Annotated in this window: 19 protein-coding genes; 12 read left to right on the forward strand and 7 right to left on the reverse strand. The window is 41.7% G+C overall.

Annotated elements, in window-relative coordinates; all coding sequences use genetic code 11:
• Positions 1 to 1,750, reverse strand: a 1,750-nt coding sequence (locus AC4II3_RS15990; protein ID WP_490722842.1) for an nSTAND1 domain-containing NTPase, incomplete at its 3' end; no start/stop codon positions are given.
• A gap of 279 nt (positions 1,751 to 2,029) precedes the next feature.
• On the opposite strand from AC4II3_RS15990, the gene AC4II3_RS15995 reads away from it, so the two are divergent.
• Positions 2,030 to 2,335: a small RNA NsiR4-regulated ssr1528 family protein gene (locus AC4II3_RS15995; protein WP_488015952.1), complete on the forward strand. Its 306-nt coding sequence runs from the start codon at positions 2,030 to 2,032 to the stop codon at positions 2,333 to 2,335.
• Between the two features lie 48 nt (positions 2,336 to 2,383).
• The gene (locus AC4II3_RS16000) at positions 2,384 to 2,536 is read left to right on the forward strand and encodes a hypothetical protein (protein WP_424099339.1); all 153 of its coding nucleotides are present in this window, start codon (positions 2,384 to 2,386) and stop codon (positions 2,534 to 2,536) included.
• Positions 2,537 to 3,249: 713 nt separating this feature from the next.
• On the opposite strand, the gene AC4II3_RS16005 is transcribed toward AC4II3_RS16000, so the two are convergent.
• Together AC4II3_RS16005 and AC4II3_RS16010 are read right to left on the reverse strand one after the other, a co-directional pair.
• The gene (locus AC4II3_RS16005) at positions 3,250 to 4,248 is read right to left on the reverse strand and encodes a heme o synthase (protein ID WP_488015955.1); all 999 of its coding nucleotides are present in this window, start codon (positions 4,246 to 4,248) and stop codon (positions 3,250 to 3,252) included.
• Positions 4,249 to 4,651: 403 nt separating this feature from the next.
• A complete protein-coding gene (locus AC4II3_RS16010) occupies positions 4,652 to 5,590 on the reverse strand; it encodes a COX15/CtaA family protein (protein WP_488015957.1) in 939 nt (312 codons plus the stop codon).
• Between the two features lie 612 nt (positions 5,591 to 6,202).
• On the opposite strand from AC4II3_RS16010, the gene AC4II3_RS16015 reads away from it, so the two are divergent.
• From AC4II3_RS16015 to AC4II3_RS16025, 3 genes are all read left to right on the forward strand, one after another.
• A complete protein-coding gene (locus AC4II3_RS16015) occupies positions 6,203 to 7,216 on the forward strand; it encodes a cytochrome c oxidase subunit II (RefSeq protein ID WP_488015959.1) in 1,014 nt (337 codons plus the stop codon).
• A gap of 297 nt (positions 7,217 to 7,513) precedes the next feature.
• On the forward strand, positions 7,514 to 9,196 hold the full coding sequence (ctaD, locus tag AC4II3_RS16020; RefSeq protein WP_488010286.1) for a cytochrome c oxidase subunit I: 1,683 nt from the start codon (positions 7,514 to 7,516) through the stop codon (positions 9,194 to 9,196).
• A 261-nt stretch (positions 9,197 to 9,457) separates the two neighbouring features.
• Positions 9,458 to 10,084 (forward strand): cytochrome c oxidase subunit 3, encoded by a 627-nt coding sequence (locus AC4II3_RS16025; RefSeq protein ID WP_488010285.1) that lies wholly within the window; start codon positions 9,458 to 9,460, stop codon positions 10,082 to 10,084.
• A gap of 319 nt (positions 10,085 to 10,403) precedes the next feature.
• On the opposite strand, the gene AC4II3_RS16030 is transcribed toward AC4II3_RS16025, so the two are convergent.
• Entirely contained in the window at positions 10,404 to 11,654 is a 1,251-nt protein-coding gene (locus AC4II3_RS16030) for a CPBP family intramembrane glutamic endopeptidase (RefSeq protein WP_488010284.1), read from the reverse strand.
• Between the two features lie 520 nt (positions 11,655 to 12,174).
• On the opposite strand from AC4II3_RS16030, the gene AC4II3_RS16035 reads away from it, so the two are divergent.
• From AC4II3_RS16035 to AC4II3_RS16050, 4 genes are all read left to right on the forward strand, one after another.
• Positions 12,175 to 13,929 (forward strand): hypothetical protein, encoded by a 1,755-nt coding sequence (locus tag AC4II3_RS16035; protein WP_488010283.1) that lies wholly within the window; start codon positions 12,175 to 12,177, stop codon positions 13,927 to 13,929.
• A gap of 336 nt (positions 13,930 to 14,265) precedes the next feature.
• The gene (locus AC4II3_RS16040) at positions 14,266 to 14,676 is read left to right on the forward strand and encodes a hypothetical protein (protein WP_488010282.1); all 411 of its coding nucleotides are present in this window, start codon (positions 14,266 to 14,268) and stop codon (positions 14,674 to 14,676) included.
• Positions 14,677 to 14,739: 63 nt separating this feature from the next.
• Positions 14,740 to 15,075 (forward strand): hypothetical protein, encoded by a 336-nt coding sequence (locus AC4II3_RS16045; protein ID WP_488010281.1) that lies wholly within the window; start codon positions 14,740 to 14,742, stop codon positions 15,073 to 15,075.
• 731 nt (positions 15,076 to 15,806) lie between these two features.
• On the forward strand, positions 15,807 to 16,022 hold the full coding sequence (locus tag AC4II3_RS16050; protein WP_488010280.1) for a hypothetical protein: 216 nt from the start codon (positions 15,807 to 15,809) through the stop codon (positions 16,020 to 16,022).
• Positions 16,023 to 16,253: 231 nt separating this feature from the next.
• On the opposite strand, the gene AC4II3_RS16055 is transcribed toward AC4II3_RS16050, so the two are convergent.
• On the reverse strand, positions 16,254 to 16,739 hold the full coding sequence (locus tag AC4II3_RS16055; RefSeq protein ID WP_488010279.1) for an RpiB/LacA/LacB family sugar-phosphate isomerase: 486 nt from the start codon (positions 16,737 to 16,739) through the stop codon (positions 16,254 to 16,256).
• A gap of 262 nt (positions 16,740 to 17,001) precedes the next feature.
• Here AC4II3_RS16055 and cutA point away from each other — a divergent pair, with 262 nt between their 5' ends.
• Complete coding sequence (cutA, locus tag AC4II3_RS16060) at positions 17,002 to 17,322, forward strand: divalent-cation tolerance protein CutA (RefSeq protein WP_488010278.1); 321 nt, start codon at positions 17,002 to 17,004, stop codon at positions 17,320 to 17,322.
• A gap of 73 nt (positions 17,323 to 17,395) precedes the next feature.
• Here cutA and AC4II3_RS16065 read toward each other — a convergent pair whose 3' ends face one another.
• Together AC4II3_RS16065 and AC4II3_RS16070 are read right to left on the reverse strand one after the other, a co-directional pair.
• Positions 17,396 to 18,352, reverse strand: coding sequence for a Uma2 family endonuclease (locus tag AC4II3_RS16065; RefSeq protein ID WP_488010277.1), 957 nt, complete (start codon positions 18,350 to 18,352; stop codon positions 17,396 to 17,398).
• Between the two features lie 143 nt (positions 18,353 to 18,495).
• On the reverse strand, positions 18,496 to 19,143 hold the full coding sequence (locus AC4II3_RS16070) for a Uma2 family endonuclease (RefSeq protein ID WP_488010276.1): 648 nt from the start codon (positions 19,141 to 19,143) through the stop codon (positions 18,496 to 18,498).
• Positions 19,144 to 19,595: 452 nt separating this feature from the next.
• On the opposite strand from AC4II3_RS16070, the gene AC4II3_RS16075 reads away from it, so the two are divergent.
• Both AC4II3_RS16075 and AC4II3_RS16080 read left to right on the forward strand, forming a co-directional pair.
• Positions 19,596 to 20,531, forward strand: a complete 936-nt coding sequence (locus tag AC4II3_RS16075; RefSeq protein ID WP_488010275.1) for an ATP adenylyltransferase family protein — start codon at positions 19,596 to 19,598, stop codon at positions 20,529 to 20,531.
• 35 nt (positions 20,532 to 20,566) lie between these two features.
• Positions 20,567 to 22,243: a glycosyltransferase family 39 protein gene (locus AC4II3_RS16080; protein WP_488010274.1), complete on the forward strand. Its 1,677-nt coding sequence runs from the start codon at positions 20,567 to 20,569 to the stop codon at positions 22,241 to 22,243.
• The last annotated feature ends 46 nt before the right edge of the window (positions 22,244 to 22,289 follow it).

A 22,289-nucleotide genomic window follows, 5' to 3' on the forward strand; every position in this document is an offset into this window, starting at 1 on the left:
TTTGAGTTAGCGATCGCATTACTCCCCCCAATTCACTATAATCGGCTTGAGTCAAGGCCCGGTCAATAGTAATACCCCCGTATTGTGACTGCCGTTGCCGCCTTAAATACTTGAGATACAGTTCACTCAAGGCAAAAGACAGCAGGGATAATGCTCCCGGCATATCCGCCACTTCATCAATTAATTCTTCTACTAATTCGTGGGGTTGAAAATACATTACCCGTGCTTGAGCCGGTTTTTCTATCGCTTCCCTTAGTTCCCCTCGTGTCATGGCTGGTACAATAAATCGTCCACTTTGCCAACGATTTTTCAGCACCGTGGTTCCCAATTGATTTAGTACTTCCGGTGCCAACGTTAAGCCCAAATCACAGATTTGGGGTTCAAAATCAGAACGTAGGCTTAATACTACTCGTAATTGCTCCCGATAGCCATGAATTGCTGCCAGTATCTGTTGAAAAAATTCCTGGCGCTCCTGCTCATCTTGACAGAGTGTAATGATTTCTTCGCTTTGGTCAATAAAGATTAATAACTTCGATTTGGGATTGTTTTTAACCCAAACCGCAATACTTTCAGTGAGAGTTTTTTGTTTGTTCCCTAACTCGACTTTTGGTAATCCCGCCTCAACCAGGGCATTATTGAGAGCTTGGAAGGGGGTTTCTCCGGGACGAATTGGTGACACTATCGACCATTTCTCGGTATTTTCCTGTTTCAACTGGGGAATTAATCCCGCTTTCACCAAACTCGATTTACCCGAACCGGAAGCACCTAAGACCACACTTAAGGGATGAGTATTGACAAAATCCTGTAACTTTTCTACTAGTTCGGTTCTACCAAAAAATAGTTGACTGTGTTCCTCTTCAAAGGAGTTTAAACCCCGATAGGGATTTTTCGACTCATCTAATGGTGGTGCGGGGGGTAAGTTGAGTTCATGTCCTGGAGACAGAAAGATATACTCGCCTTTATCGTGCTTGTTTAAACACCAAATACCGGGCGTTTGGCGCAGACGGCATTTTTCTGTGGGAATTTCGACTCGATCCCGTAAATATAAATATAATTTTGTGGCTGTAATTACCCCATCTCCAGCCGGTTTGCCATTCGTGGCAGGAGGATAGATATCTCCTGCACCTTCTAGGGCTTCTAATAATGCACTAGCAAAAGGGGAATGATTGCCGATTTGACCGCGTTCGCTATCTAAATTAAAGTTATCTAAGGCTTTTTGGTCGGAAGCTGAGGAAGTAATGATTTGCCATGCCGGGTCAGTAATAAAACGGTCATAACGCTCTTGGTGAATTACTTCTGGCGATGTGAGTAAATCCCTGGTACTCGACCATTTAAAAGCACCAGCAAAACAGCAGTCTAGGATACCTAAGAAATGACGACAGGGTAATTGATGGAAAGCATCATGTAACTTGGTCATGGGCAGATAACTATTAGTATCCCCCAGTTTGGCATCTTGAGGAATTAGGTAACCAGCCGGGCCATCATCCCCATTGAGGGCAACTCCATGACCAGCGAAGTAAAATAATAAGCGGTCATTTTCAGTGACTTGTTCGGGTAGGGTTTGGTCTAAAAATTTGTTGAAGTTAGAGAGAGTGGCTACTTCGTCTAAGCATTCCCAGACTTCATAGCCATGCTTCTCGCGGAGAATTTCTATTAGTTTTTTGGCATCGTTTACGGCGGTGTTCAGGGGGGAAATGCCATTTTGGTAGTTGTTGATGCCGATGATAAAGGCGAGATTGCGGGAAAACATATAGCGGTTTGCGATTTTATTAAGTACACAATTATGGTTTTTTATGGAACAGGAATTATTAAGGGAGGCAGGGAATATAGCAGTTGGCATTCAAACTATTTTTGGCAAGAATGAAACAGCCCTGCCTCCTGGGGGTTAGGGGTGGGTACCCATCTATGTTTTTGCCAGAATGAAATCGCCCTGCCCTTAATAAGGGGCACTTTTGAATCTAATTTCACTCTTTGTTAAGGAAACCGACACCTTGTAAAATACTCTCGTATGTATAAATATGAGCTTACCATGTCTACCGAAGGAAATTCCCAGACTCAGAACACTACAGGTGCTGATGCGGTTGATGATGCGATCGCAAAGGGAATTGATTTAGATGGCTCGCCAATACCGAAAGCTAAGTTAGACCTATACAACCAAGTGATGGGGTTGGAAGCTCAACGGCAACGGAGCGGTGTCAGCAATACCATGAGATCCAGAATTGTGCGGATTGGAGCGAAGCACATCTCTCAAGCAGAGCTCAATCAAATGCTGCTCGATGCTGATTTTACCCCTCTTAAAGACAAAGAGATTGCGTTTTACTACGGGGGTAAGTAACGTTAATTTAGTCTATCAGAGTTCACATTTAAAACCCATGCACAGTTTTTGAGCTGGAAACGTCAGCAGGCCAAACTACTAAAAAACACAGGCCAGTCTTATGAATCGTGGTTCTTAGACGATGATGGCAAAATCGACTACCAACGGATGATTGAAACATTGGATGAACTAATCAGATCCGGTGCGATCAATTTCGCTTAAACACGAAAAGCCAGCAAACACTGTAATCTGCCACGGGAACGCAAAAACCACCCAGAATTTGGAGTGCTATTTAGAGGTCAAACAACGAATAGCTGCAAATTCTGGTTGGGGGGAAATTGAATCTGATCAACCCAAAACACTAGACAATCATCGGGCAGAACTAGAACCCAGTTCCAACGACTGAACACAAAGATACTGAGTCTTATATCTCACCGTGGTTTCAGGTGGAACCCGTCATTATATTATTGACAGTGATGAGAGCAAGTACCAAACACATAAAATACCAAGTACTAAGTGCAGAATTACCGTAATCAGACCAAGTACCACACACAGAACAATTGACTTGCATAGCTCTTTCTCATTCATTATACCAATTTTTACAACACATGATGGTCATATCACCAAATATGTTCCACCGACCATGCCTAATACCACAGTCACTCTTATAACCGACAGCATAGGGCGGCAAAAAAAATAGGAGTCATAACCCTCCAATTTTAGGTGTTATGACCCACAAATTTTCCGCGTCCAAAGAGATGGCTTTTTACTACGGCGGTAAGTAGGATAGCAAAGGGAACAGGGAACAAAAATTATCATAATTGATTTAGGATCCCTAGAATATAAATATCAATAGGGTTGGCGAATTGTTACAGCTCTGAGCTAATTCACCAACCCTATTTTAAGTAACAGTATTTTAAGTAACAGTAAGTATCCTAGACTAAGTTAATAGTTACCTGCTCCAAGACTGTTGAAATTCCTTGAATCAAAACTTGGGAATTCTCTGCTACAGTTGCAGTAATTTCCCTGGTCATCGGTAAGCTATCTACTACGATACCGGTACACAATAACATCATGTAGAGAATTGAGTACTTAAACATAGACCGGGCAAGTTGATTGTCTTTAGGTTCCTTAAGCAGCAACCATGCTTTTTTGATAAAAATACTGCCCAAAAGAATAGCAACTATTCCATAAACGACGCCCGATTCTCCTAAAGGATAGATCAACAATAGGGAAGTGGGGACGACTAATAAGGTGTAATACCAGATTTGACGAACAGTAACCTCTTCACCGGCTACTACCGGTAACATGGGTATCCCAACTTTGGCGTAATCCTCGTGAATCATTAACGCTAAAGCCCAGAAGTGAGGCGGTGTCCACAAGAACACGATTATAAATAGTAACCAAGGAGCCCAACTCAATTCTCCTGTCACCGCAGCCCAACCCACTAGCGCTGGAATTGCTCCTGCTGCACCACCAATGACGATGTTTTGGGCAGTGTGGCGCTTGAGGATATGAGTGTATATGAGCATATAGAAGATAATGCCAGATAGCGCTAGCAAGGCACTAAGGAGGTTAGCGAAGACTGTTAGCAGGGTGAACGACAGTATTGCTAATGCGATCGCAAACAGCAAAGCATCACGAGGCTGCACTTTCCCAGAGGGAATGGGACGGTGGCGAGTGCGCAACATTTCATAGTCGATATCACGGTCATAGATGCAGTTAAGTACTTGGGCAGATGCTGCGGCCAAAGTACCACCGACCAGGGTAACTAGCAATAAGATGGGATCGACTTGTCCATCGGATGCCAACCACATCCCTGCTGCTGTCGTAATTAATAGTAGTGGAATGATTCGAGGCTTTGTTAGTTGATAGTAACTTTGAATAACCTCTCTTATGTTTTCATGTTGACGGGTTAAACTAGTCCCAAGCATTCAATTCACCAATTCCTTCTCTAAAAAGTCTCAAGTGTTAAGGATGTTCGTCCTTAGGGTTCCCGTAGGGTAGGAGGAAGCATCAAGGATGAAGGATCAAGGGTGAAGTTTGAAGGATAACAACATAGGGGTTGTTGAGCAACCAATTCATGGTATACTTCTTATGGTCTAATCTTTTCCAGTAGCATCGTTAGCAACAACAAGTAGACCAACAAGTAGACCGACAAGTAGATAATTATCCCCAGATCATGGTTTCAAGATGGGTTCCCCTAGCGGCTCAATCTTCCGATTGTATTTAGCTGATATACAACTTATAAAACCGGACTTGATAGTTTACTTGCCAGCTATCACACTGGATACGTCACACTTAATCCTTCATAATTCATAGGTTCTCGCTTTGCTTCTACTGACTTTGACACTCCACACTTGCGCGGTCACGTAAGGCGAAGACTGTAAACCCTACCAGTACTCCTAATAACGCTGCTCCCACTGCTTGATGGCAGATAGTTAGTAGTTCCACTTGTAGCCTTAACCGGAAGGTAGCAACACCTAGGAGTATCTGTAAAACTACCAAGCTAGCAGCGAGATTAGCTAACTTTCGCAGTACTGGATGTAGGGCTGGTGTCCGGGATGCTATCACCACGACGGCGACAGTTGCTACGGTGGCTGGCACCACACCAGCAATATGGCTATTCATCACGGTACACAGCTGAGATCCGCCAAAACACTGATGCACTGCCCAGCGGGAAGCGACTAGTCCACCTAATAGACTTTGTAGATAAACAAAAATCACTGCGCTTAAGCTCAGCCAAGGTAACTTCCCAACTGAACCTGTTCCTTGATAGGGGGTCAGCAGTGTAGCAATCACGATTAGAGTTGAGAAAAATAGCAGTGCTGTTCCTAGATGAGCAGTGACGATATCAAACCGGAGCAGTTCTGTAACCGTCAGTCCGCCGAGGACTCCTTGGAAAATAATTAGCCCTAGAGCAAATGTGGATATCCAGGGCAGCCAGTTGGGTAAATCCCGCCGATACCACCAAGATAAGCTAGCGAGAGCGATCGCACTAACACCAATCAAGGATGCATCAAGGCGGTGAAACCACTCTAAAAATACTTGCAAATTCATCTGCTGGCTTGGCACGAGCTGACCATAGCATAAGGGCCAGTCTGGACAAGCTAGACCAGCATTCATCACCCTGGTGGCACTGCCTACTGCCATCAACAGCAGGGTTGCGATCGCAATTTTCCACACCAAGCTCCGAATCCTGGCCTGGGGCTTGGTCAGGTTGTTGGAGGTTACACCATTCTGATTGTGATCAAGAGCCGATTGAGCTATAGCCATCTGCAATAGGAAAATGCAAACTAAGTTAATCAAATCCTGAGTAGTGGCTCATTTTCGTTGATAGAAGATTGCCAATCTCAAAGATCATCTCTATTCCTATACCACTGTAACCAGCCTTTTCCTTAATTTCTGAAGCTTTAGAGATTTTTCAGATTGCTATTCCCTTGGTCTAAAGGGTCATAGTTACTTGGATTCAATGATTTACTATTGATTTACTTTTTTATATTTTTTTTAGCTATGTTAATTTTTATTGAAAAAAATCTTAAGTTTTCTGAAAATTTTTCAGGTGCTGGGCTAGTGATCCTAAAAAAAAGTCTAAAAATCTCAAGGTGTGACCCAATCAAGTGTTTAACTGCTTTACCTTAGTTAATAGAGCCAGCCAAGCTAGCTCTGTATCCTCTACTCACGCCCCTCATTGCTAGCAGACCATCAAAATTGTTGTCTTTGTTGTCTCTAATGTGGGCACTATGGGGGGAGTAGCTCACCAGAAGGCTGATTTTATTCAAAAATATAGCCATGCCCTGACATTTGAAGACACTAAGTCTGTTGGTGCCTCGCCTGCCTTGATAATCCCTGTTAGTTTTGTTGATATAAGTATTCAACCCTAATCTCGTGAACATTCCAAGCCAAATTTCAACCCTTATTGCTGGCATTTTCATAACCCTGATTAGTCTCTGGTACGGTCAGAATCATGGACTTATGCCAGTAGCTGCCTCCTCAGAAGCCGGTGATGTCGATGGTCTGTTCAACTTGATGATGACCATTTCCACTGGTCTATTTCTCCTCATCCAAGGCGCACTTATCCTAATAGTCATCAAATTTCGTAGACAAAAAAATGACCAAACCGATGGGCCATCGACCCATGGCAATATTCCCCTAGAGATGCTTTGGACCGCAATCCCTACGGTGATTGTCTTTGTCCTAGCTGTCTATAGCTTTGAGGTCTACAACGCTATGGGAGGTCTGGATCCCATGGCTTCTCATGACCACCATCAGCAGGAAATTGCCCACAATCATGAGATGTCACCATCTGGGCAAGAGGGGAATGAAAGTCTGATTGCTATGGCTCCAGGTCAAGGCACAGTTGCCCTAGGTATTGGAGCGCCTCCAGGACAAGAAGGTCAAGGTGAACCCCTAGAGGTTAATGTCGCTGGTATGCAGTATGCCTGGATTTTCACCTACCCTCAAACCGGTGTTATGTCTGGGGAAATGCATGTCCCAGTTGGACAACTGGTTAAGCTGAATATCGAAGCTAACGATGTGATCCACGCCTTCTGGTTGCCAGAGTTTCGGATTAAGCAAGATGCTATCCCAGGTCGGATTAGTCAACTAGGGTTTACAGCCACTAGAGTGGGTGATTACCCGATCATCTGTGCTGAACTCTGCGGGTCCTACCATGGAGGAATGAAAACTCGATTAATCGTTGACACACCGGAAGACTATCAAGCCTGGGTTAAGGAAAATCAATTCGCTAGTGCAGACACCATGGAAAAAGCGGTGGCTGTTAATCCTACTACCATGTCAGAGGGTGAGTTCTTGGCTCCCTATGCCTCTGAAATGGGTATTGATTCCCAAACTCTCCAACACCTAGACCACTCTCACCATCATCCTGGAATTATCCAATAATGAAGAATTTAGAATGAAGAATTTAGAATGAAGAATTTAGAATGAAGAATTTAGAATGAAGAATTTAGAATGAAGAATGATGAAATTCAAGAGAATTGATAATTTAGAATGTAGAATGCGCGAAGGTAGCATTATCCATTATCCATTCTTAATTCTTAATTATCCATTCTTAATTTTTAATTCTTAATTATCCATTCTTAATTCTTAATTATCCATTCTTAATTCTTAATTCTTAATTCTTAATTCTTAATTTTGCCTGTTGCCTATCCTTTTAGTCCATCACACCTCCACTATCCCATGACGACGCAATTAGAAAAACCGGAATCTGTCAAAGATGCTGGTCATGTTGAAGAACATGAGCGGCGTTGGCAAGATTACTTCACCTTCAATACCGACCATAAAGTGATTGGGATTCAATACCTGGTCACTTCATTTGTGTTCTATTTCATCGGTGGGGCATTAGCTGGATTAATTCGCACTGAGTTGGCAACACCAGACCCGGATTTATTGAGCCCTTTAACCTACAACCGAGTGTTCACCATGCACGGAACAATTATGTTGTTCCTATGGATTATCCCGGCTGGTGCTGCTTTTGCTAACTATCTGATTCCCTTGATGATTGGGGCAAAGGATATGGCATTCCCCAAGCTAAATGCGGTGGCATTCTGGATGAATGCTGTGGGGGGTTTGCTGTTAATGAGTAGTTTTTTCGTAGGTGCTCCCGAAGCCGGTTGGACCTCTTACCCCCCTTTGAGCTTGATTAGTTCTCAGGTGGGTGAAGAAATTTGGATTCTGAGCATCCTGGTGATCGGGACTTCCTCAGTGCTAGGGGCGCTTAACTTCTTCACCACTATTGTGAAGATGCGCACACCTACCATGACTATTCATGATATGCCTCTGTTTTGCTGGGCAATGTTAGGAACCTCAATCCTAGCTTTGATTGGTACTCCAGTCCTAGCAGCAGCGTTAATTTTCCTGTCCTTTGATTTAATTGCTGGCACCAATTTCTTTAACCCGACTGGGGGAGGAGACCCAATTGTTTACCAGCACATGTTCTGGTTTTACTCCCACCCGGCGGTGTACATCATGGTGCTACCGTTCTTTGGGGTAATCTCGGAAATCCTACCGGTACATGCCCGTAAGCCGATTTTTGGTTATCGTGCGATCGCATACTCCAGTATGTTGATTTGTTTCCTAGGATTAATTGTCTGGGCGCACCATATGTTCACTAGTGGCACTCCTGGTTGGTTGCGGATGTTCTTTATGGCTGCCACCATGCTGATTGCCGTGCCCACAGGGATTAAGGTGTTTAGCTGGGTGGCAACGATTTGGGGCGGAAAAATTAGCTTAAATAGTGCCATGCTCTTTGGTATGGGCTTTATCTCCGCATTTTTGATTGGGGGTCTTAGCGGTGTCATGCTCGCTTCCGTTCCCTTTGATGTCCATGTCCATGACACTTATTTCATTGTTGCTCACTTCCACTACGTTCTATTTGGTGGTAGTGTTCTCGGCTTATTTGGCGCAGTTTATCACTGGTTCCCCAAAATGACCGGGCGAATGGTCAACGAAACCTTAGGACGCATTCACTTTGTGTTGACCTTCATTGGTCTAAATATGACCTTCTTACCGATGCATGAGCTAGGTCTATTGGGTATGAACCGTCGGGTTGCTATGTACGACCCCCAGTTTCAAAGCCTCAACATGATCTGCACTATTGGCTCCTATCTTCTAGCGGTTTCTACCATACCCTTTGTGATTAATATCATCTGGAGTTTGAACCGTGGTAAGATTGCTGGTCGCAATCCTTGGAGAGCTCTGACATTAGAGTGGCAAACTACATCTCCTCCTGCTATTGAGAACTTTGACGAGGAACCAATTTTGTGGTCCGGTCCTTACGAATACGGTATCGACAGTTATAGTGTTGACACCGATAAACAGGTCGAGGAGTTGCTGGTTGAAGTTAAAGGAGATGTTAGCTAAGTTTGGGTTTAAGGTTGTCTGTCAGAATTAAGAATGCAGAATTTAGAATGTAGAATGCAGAATGTAGAATGTAGAATGGTGAAGGCAGAATGGTGAAGGCAGAATGGTGAATTCTTAATTCTTAATTCTTAATTCTTAATTCTTAATTCTCAATTCTTAATTCTTAATTCTTAATTCTTAATTCTTAATTTAACCTACTAACCTACCCTAATCGAAGCTCAACAGGCACAATGTCAGCTTAAAATTAATTCAAAGGAATTTATGCAAGGCTCAACGATAGATCCGTCTAAAACTGCCCTCAACTATCATCATGAGGTTGAGGCGGCAGAGGAACATCACGAGGAGCATCCGGATTTTCGGATGTTTGGTTTGGTGGTGTTTCTAGCTGCTGATAGTATGACATTCTTGGGAATGTTTGCCGCTTTTTTAATTTATAAAGCGACCATGCCAGCTTGGCCTCCAGAGGGTACAGAATTAGAATTATTGGTGCCAACAATTAACAGCATCATCCTGATTACTAGTAGTTTCGTCATGCACCGGGGCCAGAGTGCTATTAAGAAGAATGATGTCTCTGGTTTGCGACTCTGGTTTGGAATCACTGCTCTGATGGGTGCGATGTTCTTAGGAGGACAAGTCTATGAGTACACCCATGTAGACTTTGGTCTGACTACTAACTTATTTACCAGTTCTTTCTTTGCGTTAACTGGTTTCCATGGTCTTCATGTTACTTGTGGACTGGCGTTGATTTTGTTTGTGTTATTGCGATCGCTAAATTCAAAGCACTACTCCAGTGAAGAGCATTTTGGTGTAGAAGCTGCAGAACTATACTGGCACTTCGTTGATGTGGTGTGGATTATTCTGTTTGTAATCGTGTATTTGATTAATTAGTTTTCGCCACAGTTTGCTTAACAAAGTTTTGATGCACTAACCCCCGATTGGGGGTTTTTTTTTGAAGGTTGTAGGTTGTAGGTTGTAGGTTGTAGGTTAGTGGGTAGGGTGTGTTAGGGGCGGACTTGCTCTTATTTTTCGCCTCGTCGCCAGGGTTGGGATAGTCCGCCCCGTAACGCACCAGCTTTGGGCTCCCACTCATTTTTCGCCTCGTCCCTAGGGTTGGGATAGTCCGCCCCGTAACGCACCACCAAAAGGCTTGCTAATCCAAACAGGACAGGTGAATTTAACCCGTTGGATTCCTTACCATTTTAATCAATCACTTAGGATTTCTATAGTAGGGAAGGATGTCATCTTGTTTAGGAAAATTTCGATATAAAAATACCATGATCACGGCAAAGGATATAGCTGCTACAATTGCTTTTTGACCTAATAATGGTTCCATGTAAACTCGATAATCGTTTACCGAAACGAAGTCAACGTTTGAGCTATTATAGTAGCGTCGAATCCTAAAAATTGTCCAAATAGTATTGTAAAGACTATGACAAAGGATTGGGACTATTAAGTTGCCAGTCTTAAAGTATAGAACAGACAATATAGTTCCGGCAATGAACAAGCCTACAATATCGAATCGCAAATGGAAAATCGCAAATAATAAAGATGAGGTAACTATTCCCGCTTTGATCCCCCATTTCATTGCCCACTTCTGCAAGATTATTCCACGAAAAATCAGCTCTTCCAACAACGGAGCACAAACAATTGCTGAAAAGCTCCAAAATATTAGCCCTATAACATTGGTGACTTCTGATTTATCAATTAAGTATTCAATATATTCTGGAAAAATAAATGAAATATAATATAAATTAAGCGAATAAAATCCCCAATAAAAAGCATATTCTATAATAACTATAAAAATAATTAACTTTAGATTATTTTTTTTCTTTAAAATGCCCAATTTTAAAACAAAAATTTTTCTTAAATCGACTCCAAATTTTCGGAGTTCTATAACTAAAAATAATCCGATCAAAAACGATACAATTACACCGATTACTGCGTTAAAATCGGCATTTTTGATAAGCTCGCTAAAATCTCTGTTATTCACCAAGCAAAACAATCCGACAATTGTAAAAATTATTGTAAATATTGAAATTGGAAAACCGAGAAACCAATATAATAAAAACTTGGGAATATTAAGCTTATTAAAGGGGTGATTTATTGAGTCTTTAGCCAAGGACTCTTCTGAATAATATTTAGTTCTCTTTGTCGGAAAAAGGAATAAGACTGATAAGCCCCAAAAACTTAATAATCCTAACCATCCCCAATTACTGGCATATCCTTTGTCGTGAATATATAGACGGCACCCTTTGACAAGAGGCACATATCCATATAAGAGTAATCCTAAAATCAGTAAAATAATGAGTAGAGATAAAGGTGGATACAATGAGTAGAAAAAACTTTTAAAATTTTTTAAAAGTAATCCAAAAGTTAAGAACGGAAGAAACTGTAAAGCTAATCCACCAAGAATTAGAGTGATAGAGTAATTTTGGTAATTGGTATTATTTATTGTCATTGCATAGGTAGGTAATAGACTATTATTGTTAACGTGAATTCGACGAACTATACAATACTAAAATCAAGAGGAACGACAGCTGTTAAGCAATTAAATTTCAGCCACCTATGACGAGAATTGTATAGCGATAGGAGATCACACGCATTTTCCGTGAGGTAGAGATTTTTGCTAATTTTTCCAGCACTATTGGCAAAAATATTAGTGTTACTTCAATCTAATTCATCCAATATGAGTACCACCACTAATGTGGTAATTGGCTGCTTCTCAAAGCATTTCATCCCAACGGAATAGAGAGGATTGACAAAAACAGAGGGAGTAGGCAAGCTTAAAAGCATAAACCACTTATATAGCGTTTCTCATAGTAATTAGATACACCAGATTTTTTCCCGATTCCCGATTCCCGACTCCCGATTCTCGATTCTCGACTCCCTACTCCCTATTCCCTATTCCCTATTCCCTTCCCCTCCTGGGAGGGGTTAGGGGTGGGTTCCTATTCCCTATTCCCTATTCCCTTTACTCAATGATTGCCCCTATTCAAAGATTACTCACAACTCCTTGTAACAAACGATTTACTCCTCAAGTTATCTTTTGGTTTAGCCTCAGCCTAACCTTTACCGTAGTGTATAGCTTGCTGGCACTACGGGAAGCCTTCAGCGGTGAGTATATTGTCCAAGATGATGCTCGACAACATATATTTTGGATGATGCGATTTCTTGATCCAGAGCTGTTTCCTAAAGATTTAATTGCTGATTACTTTCAAACGGTTGCTCCAGCTGGCTACACTACAGTCTATCGAGTGATAGCAGCATTGGGTGTTAATCCATTGCTATTTAACAAACTTTTACCGGTAGTGTTGAATCTGGTAACAGCAAGCTATTGCTTTTGGGTATGTCTGGAATTGTTGCCAGTACCAGCAGCTGCCTTTAGTGCTACCCTGTTGCTGTCTCAAGCCTTGGGAATGACTGATACGGTGGTGTCTGGAACACCGAAGGCGTTTGTCTATCCCCTGTTGTTGGGGTTTATGTATTACCTAATGCGGGGGTCATTGTGGTTTTGTTTGGGTGCGATCGCACTCCAAGGTCTATTCTATCCCCAGTTAGTCTTTATCTCTTCCGGTACCTTAGTTTTACGACTATTTGAATGGCGCAATGGTAAGTTAGGCTTATCCCAAGAGCGACGTTGGTTGTGTCTGGCGGGATTGATAGTAGCCTTTTTGGTGATGCTGCCCTATGCTCTCAAAACCAATGAGTTTGGTCCAGTGATTTCTGTCCCTGAAGCCAGACAATTACCAGAGTTTTTTCCAGGGGGGCGATCGCGTTTTTTTTATGACGATGATCCCGCTAAGTTTTGGTTAAAAGGTAGAAGCGGAATTCGTCTGACTTCGATTCTTACTCCAGCAACTAATGCAGCGGGATTTTTACTGCTACTCTTGCCCTTATTTCCCAATCAATTTCCCTTAGTCAAGCAGATCAGTAAAGAAATCACCCTTTTGCTCCAGATGCTGATAGCCTCTCTCGGGATGTTTGTTGCTGCTCATGTTTTGCTATTTAAATTGCATCTTCCTAGTCGCTATACTCAGCATAGTCTGAGAGTGGTTATGGTGCTAAGTGCTGGCATAGTTTTTATCATTCTAATTGATAGGGTAGTTAAGTGGGCAAGCCAGCCTAGCCATAACGGTTTTTCTAACTCTGGTTTTTCTAGTATTTTTTCTATACCTAACATTTTGGCGATAGCAACTACTACGATAATTACAGCAGCCTTACTATTATATCCTAGTTTTGTAGATGATTTTCCCATTACTGCTTATAAAGTCGGGGATACTCCATCCTTGTATAACTTTTTTCAACAACAACCGAAAGATAGCTTAATTGCATCTCTGTCTCCAGAGATGAATAATATTCCCACCTTTGCTCAGCGTTCGGTTTTGGTAGCGAGTGAATATGCTATTCCTTACCACGTCGGATATTATCAGAAATTTCGACAACGAACTCTAGATTTAATTGATGCCCAATATAGTGCTAATCTCTCCGTTGTTAAGGAGTTTATTAAAAAGTATGATATTGATTTTTGGGTACTAAACCCAATTGAGTTAAAGGCTGATGCTATTAAGGATCGAAAGTGGTTAAAGCAGTATCAGCCAGCAGCTAATCATGCTATTCAACAACTTGAACAAGGCATAAAACCTGCTTTGGAACAAGTGATGGCATCCTGTTCGGTGTTTGAAACTAAGGGATTGGTGGTTTTGGAAGCGAAATGTATTGTTGATAGGGAGTAGGAAAAAGGCAAGAGGCAAGAGGCAAGAGGCAAGAGGCAAGAGGCAAGATGGAAACAATATTGTTTCCATCGGCTATTTTAAAAATCCTATATTACTTGATTAAATTACTGCTCTATAAATTTAAGTAATAGCTAATCGTTAAAATTGCCAATAGGAAAATATTTAATTTGTTAAATATTGTTAAAATTTGCCAAATTTATCTTGAAAATGTGGAAGTTATTAGTAATAATAAATATGTCTGGTGTTTCGATATGATTATCGGACAAAAAGCCGCGCTTCTTGAGACCATCATTCCAACAGCGCGGCCTATTCCCCAAGTAGATTGGAGATAATTCCATGATGCCAAAAAAACGCTCAACTGATCATGCTATCTATTATCAGCGATACCTAGACCGCCTGGCACAACTAGCAGGGAAGAAACCCCCTCGCCCAAAATCCTATCCTCTTCCGCTAACTGACCTAGATCGAATTCTGATTCAACTGTACAGTAACTGGCAACTGGCCATGACACCAAAGGAGTTCATCTCGAAATGGGAGGTCAGTCGAGAAGATATGGCATTAATCTGCTCCCGCTCCATCAGTACTGTTAACAGCTGGTTTGCTGGCACTAAGCGCTATAAAGCGCCTGCTGCTGATGTGTTACGACATCTTGCCCTGATGGACTTTTTGTTAGAAAATTTCGATGCTATTCCCAGGGAGTTGTTGGAGCGATTATGTGGTAATAATCTTGAAGGTTATTCGCCGTAGGGGTATTGATAAACAAGTAGTGATTTTGCTACGATCTGGTGTTTCGGTAGCTAAAACGACTACTTGTGTAGCACTACCGAAAGTAGATTCTATTGTACCTATATTGGACGTTCAAATAAAGAAGGTAAAAAGCCGTTTAGATTTATTCTCAACCAATCAAAAGCAATTGTTACCAACTCATATCTGATTCTCTACCCCAAGCCAGATTTGGAAAATGCCATAAACGAAAATCCCAACTTGGACAAATTGCTGATAGAAGCGCTTAACCAGATTACTGGGAAAGCTATGGTTGCTGAAGGGAGAGTTTATGGTGGAGCCATGTATAAATTAGAACCGAAGGAACTGGCTAATGTGCCAGCAGTTGAGCTGCAGGGGTTGCTATCAAAAGGATATAAGTAAGGGTTGCATCTCAACGTTTTAAATCTATAATTCAGGGAACAGGAGTTGTGTTTTATGCTTCCATCGGAGTATTTTTGCAAAAGTTAGATGCCCCCTCTCACCCCTTAATGTTCAAAATTTACAAAAACTTTAAGTTAAATCCCGAGAATGTGAAGGAATTGTGTTGACATTACAACAAGTCATCATTTATGATTAATGTAAGATCCAATCAGACTTGACACAATAGTATTTTTACGGATAAGCTATAAATATAGCTATCCTCAGAAGCTTTGCATTTCAGATTTTTTGTAGTCTGGTTGGATCTAACCATTGACTCATTCTTCTGATTCGCAGCGCTTGGTAATGCTCCTAATCTGGAAATGGTCGATGTAAGAGGTATTCTTAAACTTCTTAAACTAAGCAAGTGAATCACACCACTGACTCGTCGGCTACCCTTCTGGAAGGCTACGTAAAAAAAACCTTAGGTGAGAGGATAACCATTACCGGCTCCTGATTATAGGAACCAGGGAAGTGGAGGAGTGTTTTAGCCTTCAATGCTCGTAGTCATTGCTATGTCTACCACAGTGTATCTGTGTGATTTACTGTGCTTTGCCTCGTTGCCATGTAGGTGGAGTAGTGCCAGATTTTCATACTAGAAAGACTCAGCCAGACTCAGTTTCCCAGGCCGGTTCTGGCTGCTGTCCTTCTAACATAGAAAATTAACACGGCTGTTAAGGAGCCGCTAAACTACTATGCTAACAAATATCAATACGGATTTCAATGTGAACCTTAGCCAGGTTGTTAGTACATCAACAGGTGCATCAACTCCCGATACACCTCCTGGCGCTCCACTTATCCCCCTGATCCAAGGTGGTACAGCGGTGGCAGCAGTCATTGCCCTAACTGTCTACTCAAAAACAATTATCGAAGCGATAACCAAGTTAGTTAAAGAAGCAAAGGACGATTGATCACTGGATAGCCTAAATTGATCAACTTGGGTTATCCTCGTTAATTTCCTTGAATCCCCAGATAGTTGTTTACACTATCTGGGTAATAGTTTTGGTTACTGACAGTAAGCGATCAGCTAATGCGCTACGCGCACGCTACACGAACAGGATTTGAAGAAAACCGGTAAGCATTGGTTTCATCTGAGTGGAGTCCCAGGGTCTTTGGCACTATTTCTCAATCCTGCGATCGCATTAGTTGGTGGCAGTGCCAAACTGCTCATTCTCTAAAATAGCAATATCCTTGATCGAGTTTTCCAGCCATTCCTGAATCGGTGGCTCCCATCCGGATTTAAACTCAGTGGTTAGCCAAGTATCAACAATCTCTACCGCTACTTCGGGTGAGGTGATAAACCCTCCCAGAGTTAAAACGTTGGAGTTATTGATGGAGCGGGATTTTTCAGCAGCGTTGGTGTTCTCACACACCGCCGCGTAGACACCAGGGTGCTTGTTGGCGATGATCGCCATTCCCATTCCCGTACCGCACACCAGGATACCTCGGTCAGCTTGCTGGCTTCCTACTCGTTGAGCTACCTCAGAAGCGATCTGATAGTAAGGTGTCTCAGCCTCCTGCTGGTTAATGGCTACATCGTCGATTTCTATTCCTTTGTTAATTAGGTACTCTTTGACAGCTTGCTTAAGGTCGAATCCATAAGAATCGGCTCCTACTGCAATCTTCATAATTACCTCTGCGATACTACAACTCAATTTCCGTTTGAAGTACGGGGTATTGCTGATTTCTGGTCTGATTATGCACTTTCAAAATCTACCCAAGTTGAAAGAGTTAGGGGGCGTTACCAAAACTAGATGATCGCCCATTCATACTCTAATTCAGCAACGTCATAATTTTAACCGTTTTCTGTATAAAACATTGTAAAGTGCGGATTTAAAGTGCGGAATCTGGTTTAATATATTCCCGGGTCAAAAAAAATTGAGCAAAAGCATGAACATCGTTTTAATCCTTGTCACCTGTCCTGATAATGCTGTTGCCCATGATCTGTCTAATCAGCTTCTCCAGCGTAGAGAGGCAGCATGTGTGAACATTATTCCCGGGATCTCTTCAGTTTATTGGTGGGAGGGTGAGGTTGAGTCTGATTCTGAAGTGCTGCTAGTCATTAAAACAACTACGGAGCTGATCTCTAAAGCAGAGCAGACTGTAACTAATTATCATCCCTACGATACCCCTGAATTTGTTGTACTAAGTACACAGCATGTCAACGAACAGTATGCAGCTTGGCTAATAAATAATGTCGCTGTTGAATAAAATCTGGTAATTTATGGCAATAGTTGGAATTATATCCTTATTCCCGATTCCCTAGCAGAAGTAAGCTATGTTTTTATAACTGATTATCTGAACATAATATAATTTCCTCCCGATCAACTCCAGTTATCTTAGCAACTTGTTCAATATCCATCCCTGATTTCAACAGGTTGACTACAATTTGTTTCACTTGTTGCTGGGCTTGTTCTTTTTCTTCTAGAGCTTCCTCTGCTTTGGCTAGGGCTTGTTCTTTTGCTTCCCGTTCCTGTTCTGTATCCGTCAGAAGCCAATTTCCGGAACCATCACACCAGCGCAACCAATTACGAGTTATCCCCGCATACTCTCCCCACCACAATCCGACACCTATGTCTAGTTCTGGAATCCAAATCTGGGGTGGCTCAGCTAAAATCCCTTGCTCTTGGTAACCAGCTCCGATTAATTTGAAAAACCGAATTTGGTTGGTATAGCGACTAAACACGAGATAATAAGGTACCCGTAATCGTTGCTCATAGACTTCCCACTTGGAAGGAATAGTTTGATGGGTAAGATCACTGCTACTATTACTCGCTTTTTTACTATCGTGTCGTTGAATAGTATCACTATTTCCAGCAACTCGATATGCTTGAGTTTCTTGCTCTAGATTATCACCCAAATCATCTTTTGCAGTTGTTGGTGATAGCAATTCGACAATTACAAAGGGATTAACTCCTTCTTGCCAAATTACATAGCTAGATCTAATATCAGTACCCTCGTATAAACGGGGAACTCCTACCACTAAAAACCAATCTGGGCGTTTATACCATTGAGGATGGCGCACATCATAGTAAAGATTTAAATCTGTACCAATAAATACTGCCTCAGAAGGGTAATACTGACAACGAAAGGTGCGACTTAATAATTCTGGTTGTAAATCGTGAAATTCGTCTGGCAAACCAGGTTCCTCCGGATTCTCACTTGGCAGGTCATACATGGTAGGTAGAGTTTCTTTAGGAGAAGCAGGCGCTTCACTCTCGGGAATCAAGTTTTTAGTCATTTTTTTAGGAAGTAGGGAGTAGGGAATGGGGAATCGGGAGTAGGGAACAGGAGGAAATAAATACCAGTATTATTTGGTGTTATTATAAATCAGTGTTTAGGTGATTATCTATTTTGAAATATTAGCTTATTAGCTAGCAGTTATCACTCAAAATTATTTTGTTTCCTAACCCAAGCTCTAAACGCCCGTAAAGTTGCTGTTTCGCCATCGACTAAACTTTGGTTAATAAACCTAGGTATAGCATTCAAAGGCATCCAAGGGAAGGTTGGACTCTGATTTACTTGATTAAAAATTAAAATCGGTTGTTGTAGTACAAAAACTTCTAATTTTTTTCCATTATAACGCCACAATTCAGGGACACCTAGCGCTGCATAAATGGGGCGCTTATCTAAAGAACCACTGGTGATATCGATTTCTAAGACTAAATCAGGCGGTGGGTCATGATCTAAATTAATGGTTTGCTTATGTCTTACCAATGGCTCATTTTGGAGATAGTAACAGGAGTCAGGTTCTGCCCCTTTTAACAGTGTTTCTCGCTTTAGAGTCAATGAACCAAAGGTTTTGATAGTTAGATTTAATTCATCAGCGATCGCACCAATCAAGCGTTCAATAAAGCGGTTATTATTTTCATGGGGGCCTAAGGGAGTCATAATTTCTAATGTTCCGTCATCGTAAGCCAAGCGAGTGGAGCGGTCTTCTCCTAATTCTGTGAGTAATTGCTCAAATATATGCCAACTGACATTGTTGCAAATTACCCGGTGTTCCGCCAGTTCATAATTTCCTGTGACCATGGGATTGGATTACCTCTTTAGGATTACTTTTATATATAGCAGTGCTCAATTGGTTGAGGAATTTTACTACTGGGTTTTAGGGAGTATGAAGTAGGGAATCGGGAGTAGGGAGTAGAAAATACATCAGAGTTTGTTTGTATTATCAATTGAATTGATAGTTTTTATTTTTTCAAAATTAATGTAGGTTTTTATGGATAATCTAAAGTTATATTACTAATGCTTAATTTGTTAATTTTTATAAAAACTATTATAGCGTTTATTATTCTAAATAGGTACAGTCAACTTTCTTCCCCCTGCTCCCTGCTCCCTGCTCCCTGCTCCCTATTCGAGGTTTAGTTTAAGCATTTAGCTGACAGCTGACGGCTGTTCGCGCAGCGTGCGCGTAGCGCATAGGCTTACTTTTTGACAAATGATTTAAGATTGCCATAGAAGCTGAAGGAAATGCGATCGCTATGATTGAAGAACAACCAATTACCGAAGGAACACTAGTACTAGAACCAGGTACATTGTGGCGAAAACTGAAAGCACAAACTGAACACGCTATTGAATGTAAAGCACTCCACTCCATAGCGACAGAATACGAATTCGTAGAACAGGAGGGTATTCGCTTCCTGGTGCGGATTTTGTCTAATCTGGTACGGAAAGACAAAGCCAAAAAGAAGCAAGAGGAAAAAAACGCTACTTCATCGAAGGATTTCAACCCTTTTCTTCCCTACGAACAAGACTTATTTGTAGCAGACCTTTCCGACACCCACCTGTGTCTGTTGAACAAATACAACGTAGTTGACCATCACCTGCTGATCATAACCCGTGCTTTCGAGGAGCAAGATACTTGGCTGACTTTACAGGATTTTGCTGCTATGTGGGCATGTCTTGGGGAAATTGATGGCCTGGCATTCTATAATGCTGGAACGATTGGTGGTGCGAGTCAACGACACAAGCACTTGCAACTCGTTCCTCTGCCCCTAGCGCCGGAAGGAGTTAACATCCCGATAGAAAATGCGATCGCATCAGCTAACTTTCAGGATTCTGTTGGCACCATCCCAACCCTACCCTTCATCCATGCCATTGCTCAGCTTGACCCTACTTGGGTAAAATCCCCGTGGGATGCGGCTCAAGCCACCCTCAAGTTGTACCAGAGATTACTGAGTGCAGTCGGCTTGCCATGGAATAATGTCAATGGTAACAAGCAATCCGGTGCCTACAATCTCCTCGCCACACGGCAATGGATGTTGCTTTTACCCCGTTCTCAAGCAGATTTCCAGTCAATTGGTGTCAACTCTCTCGGATTTGCTGGAGCTCTCCTAGTCCGAAACCAAGAGCAAATGAAACGTCTGAAAGACCATGGTCCCATGACAATTTTGCAAAACGTTGCCGTTACTTGGTAATTTAGCAAAATTATCCCCTAATTATTGTAGTTAACATGATCAAGAACATTACTCTTGATTCTATCTGGTTCAGAAATTTACTGATCATCGTAATCGTACTGGGAGTAGTCTTTAGATTTTACAACCTAGACCGTAAAGTTTACTGGTACGACGAGACAATGACCTCCATTAGAATTTCTGGTCACACTCGAACCGAACTAGTAGAAACAATTTTCGATGGTCAGATTATCAGCGTAGAAAACTTATTAAAACAGTACCAATTTCCTAATCATAAAAGAGATATCAATGACACCATTAATTCTCTAGCAGGTAATCCAGAACATTCGCCCCTTTACTACCTAATGGCGAGATTATGGTTACAAATATTTGGCAATTCCGTAGTAACTATAAGACTTCTATCAGTACTAATTAGCTTATTAGCATTGCCCTGTGCTTACTGGCTGTGCTTAGAACTTTTTGGGTCAAAATTAATCGGCTGGGTAGCTGTTGCCATAATTGCCATTTCTCCCTTTCATGTTTTGTATGCCCAAGAAGCCCGAGAATATAGTTTATGGACCGTTACTATTTTGCTTTCTAGTGCAGTCCTCTTATGGGCAATGAATTCTTCTAGGAGAAAGCAATTCATAAAAAAACCTTATCGATGGATTATCTATAGCTTTACTGTTGCCTTAGGGCTTTATACTCACCCTTTTTCAGCCTTTGTCTTAATTGGACAGGGATTGTATGTATTAATTACCGAAGGTGGTCGGTGGAGTAAGCGAGTAACTAGCTATTTACTAGCATCATTAGGAGGAATACTACTATTCTGCCCTTGGCTAATCATTGTTATCACTAATTTCTCCAAATTTATCGCTAATACTGACTCAGTTAATCATAGTCGATCAGGCTTTTTACCCCTATTTTGGACCTTAAACCTCAGTCGGATTTTCTTTGATGTTAACCAAGGCATCCATCCTTTGAGTCCCCTCCACTATCTCAGTTTATTGTTAGCAGGATACGCCCTCTACTATCTTTGTCGTAAGGCTCCTCAGCATGCTTGGGTATTTATTATTACCTTAATTGGAGTGACAGGAATTGCTCTAATCGGTCCAGATGTGCTATTAGGTGGTCGCCGTTCTAGCATTACTCGCTATGCTATTCCCTGTTATCTAGGCATTCAGTTAGCCATTGCTTATTTCCTGACAACCGAAGCTAAAAACTCAGGACAACATACCAAGGGAATGATTGATGGAAATTTAAATACCGAAGATAGACAAAATCAGCAAGTAAGGGGTGACCATGACATGGTGCCCATGGGAAAAACCCGAAAAAATCCTAAAACTTGGAAGTCTATAGCAATTGCTCTAGCATTTAGCGGCATACTCTCCTGTATAGTCAGCTCTCAACTGCCAGTTTGGTGGCACAAGAGCTATGCGAAGAGTCGCAATAATCCTGACGTAGCAGCTTGGATTAATCAAATCCCACAACCACTCTTGATCAGTAATGAAATTCCCGGTAGGGTTCTATCTCTGTGTCATCTACTTCGTCCGGATGTACAGCTGATGTTATTGGATAAATCCAATAGCTCTACCAACATACCGGAGATTCCGGAGGGTTTCAAAAATGTTTTACTTTATCGACCTTCAGAGGAATTGCGCCAGGGAATTGAAACCACCTATAACTATAGGGTTAAACCCACCGATCAATCTTGGCTCTGGAAACTATCAAGATAGGGAATTTCGTCAGAGAAAAAAAGTAGTAGTGTTATCTGCCTTATCC

It is taken from the genome of Moorena sp. (assembly GCF_982860115.1).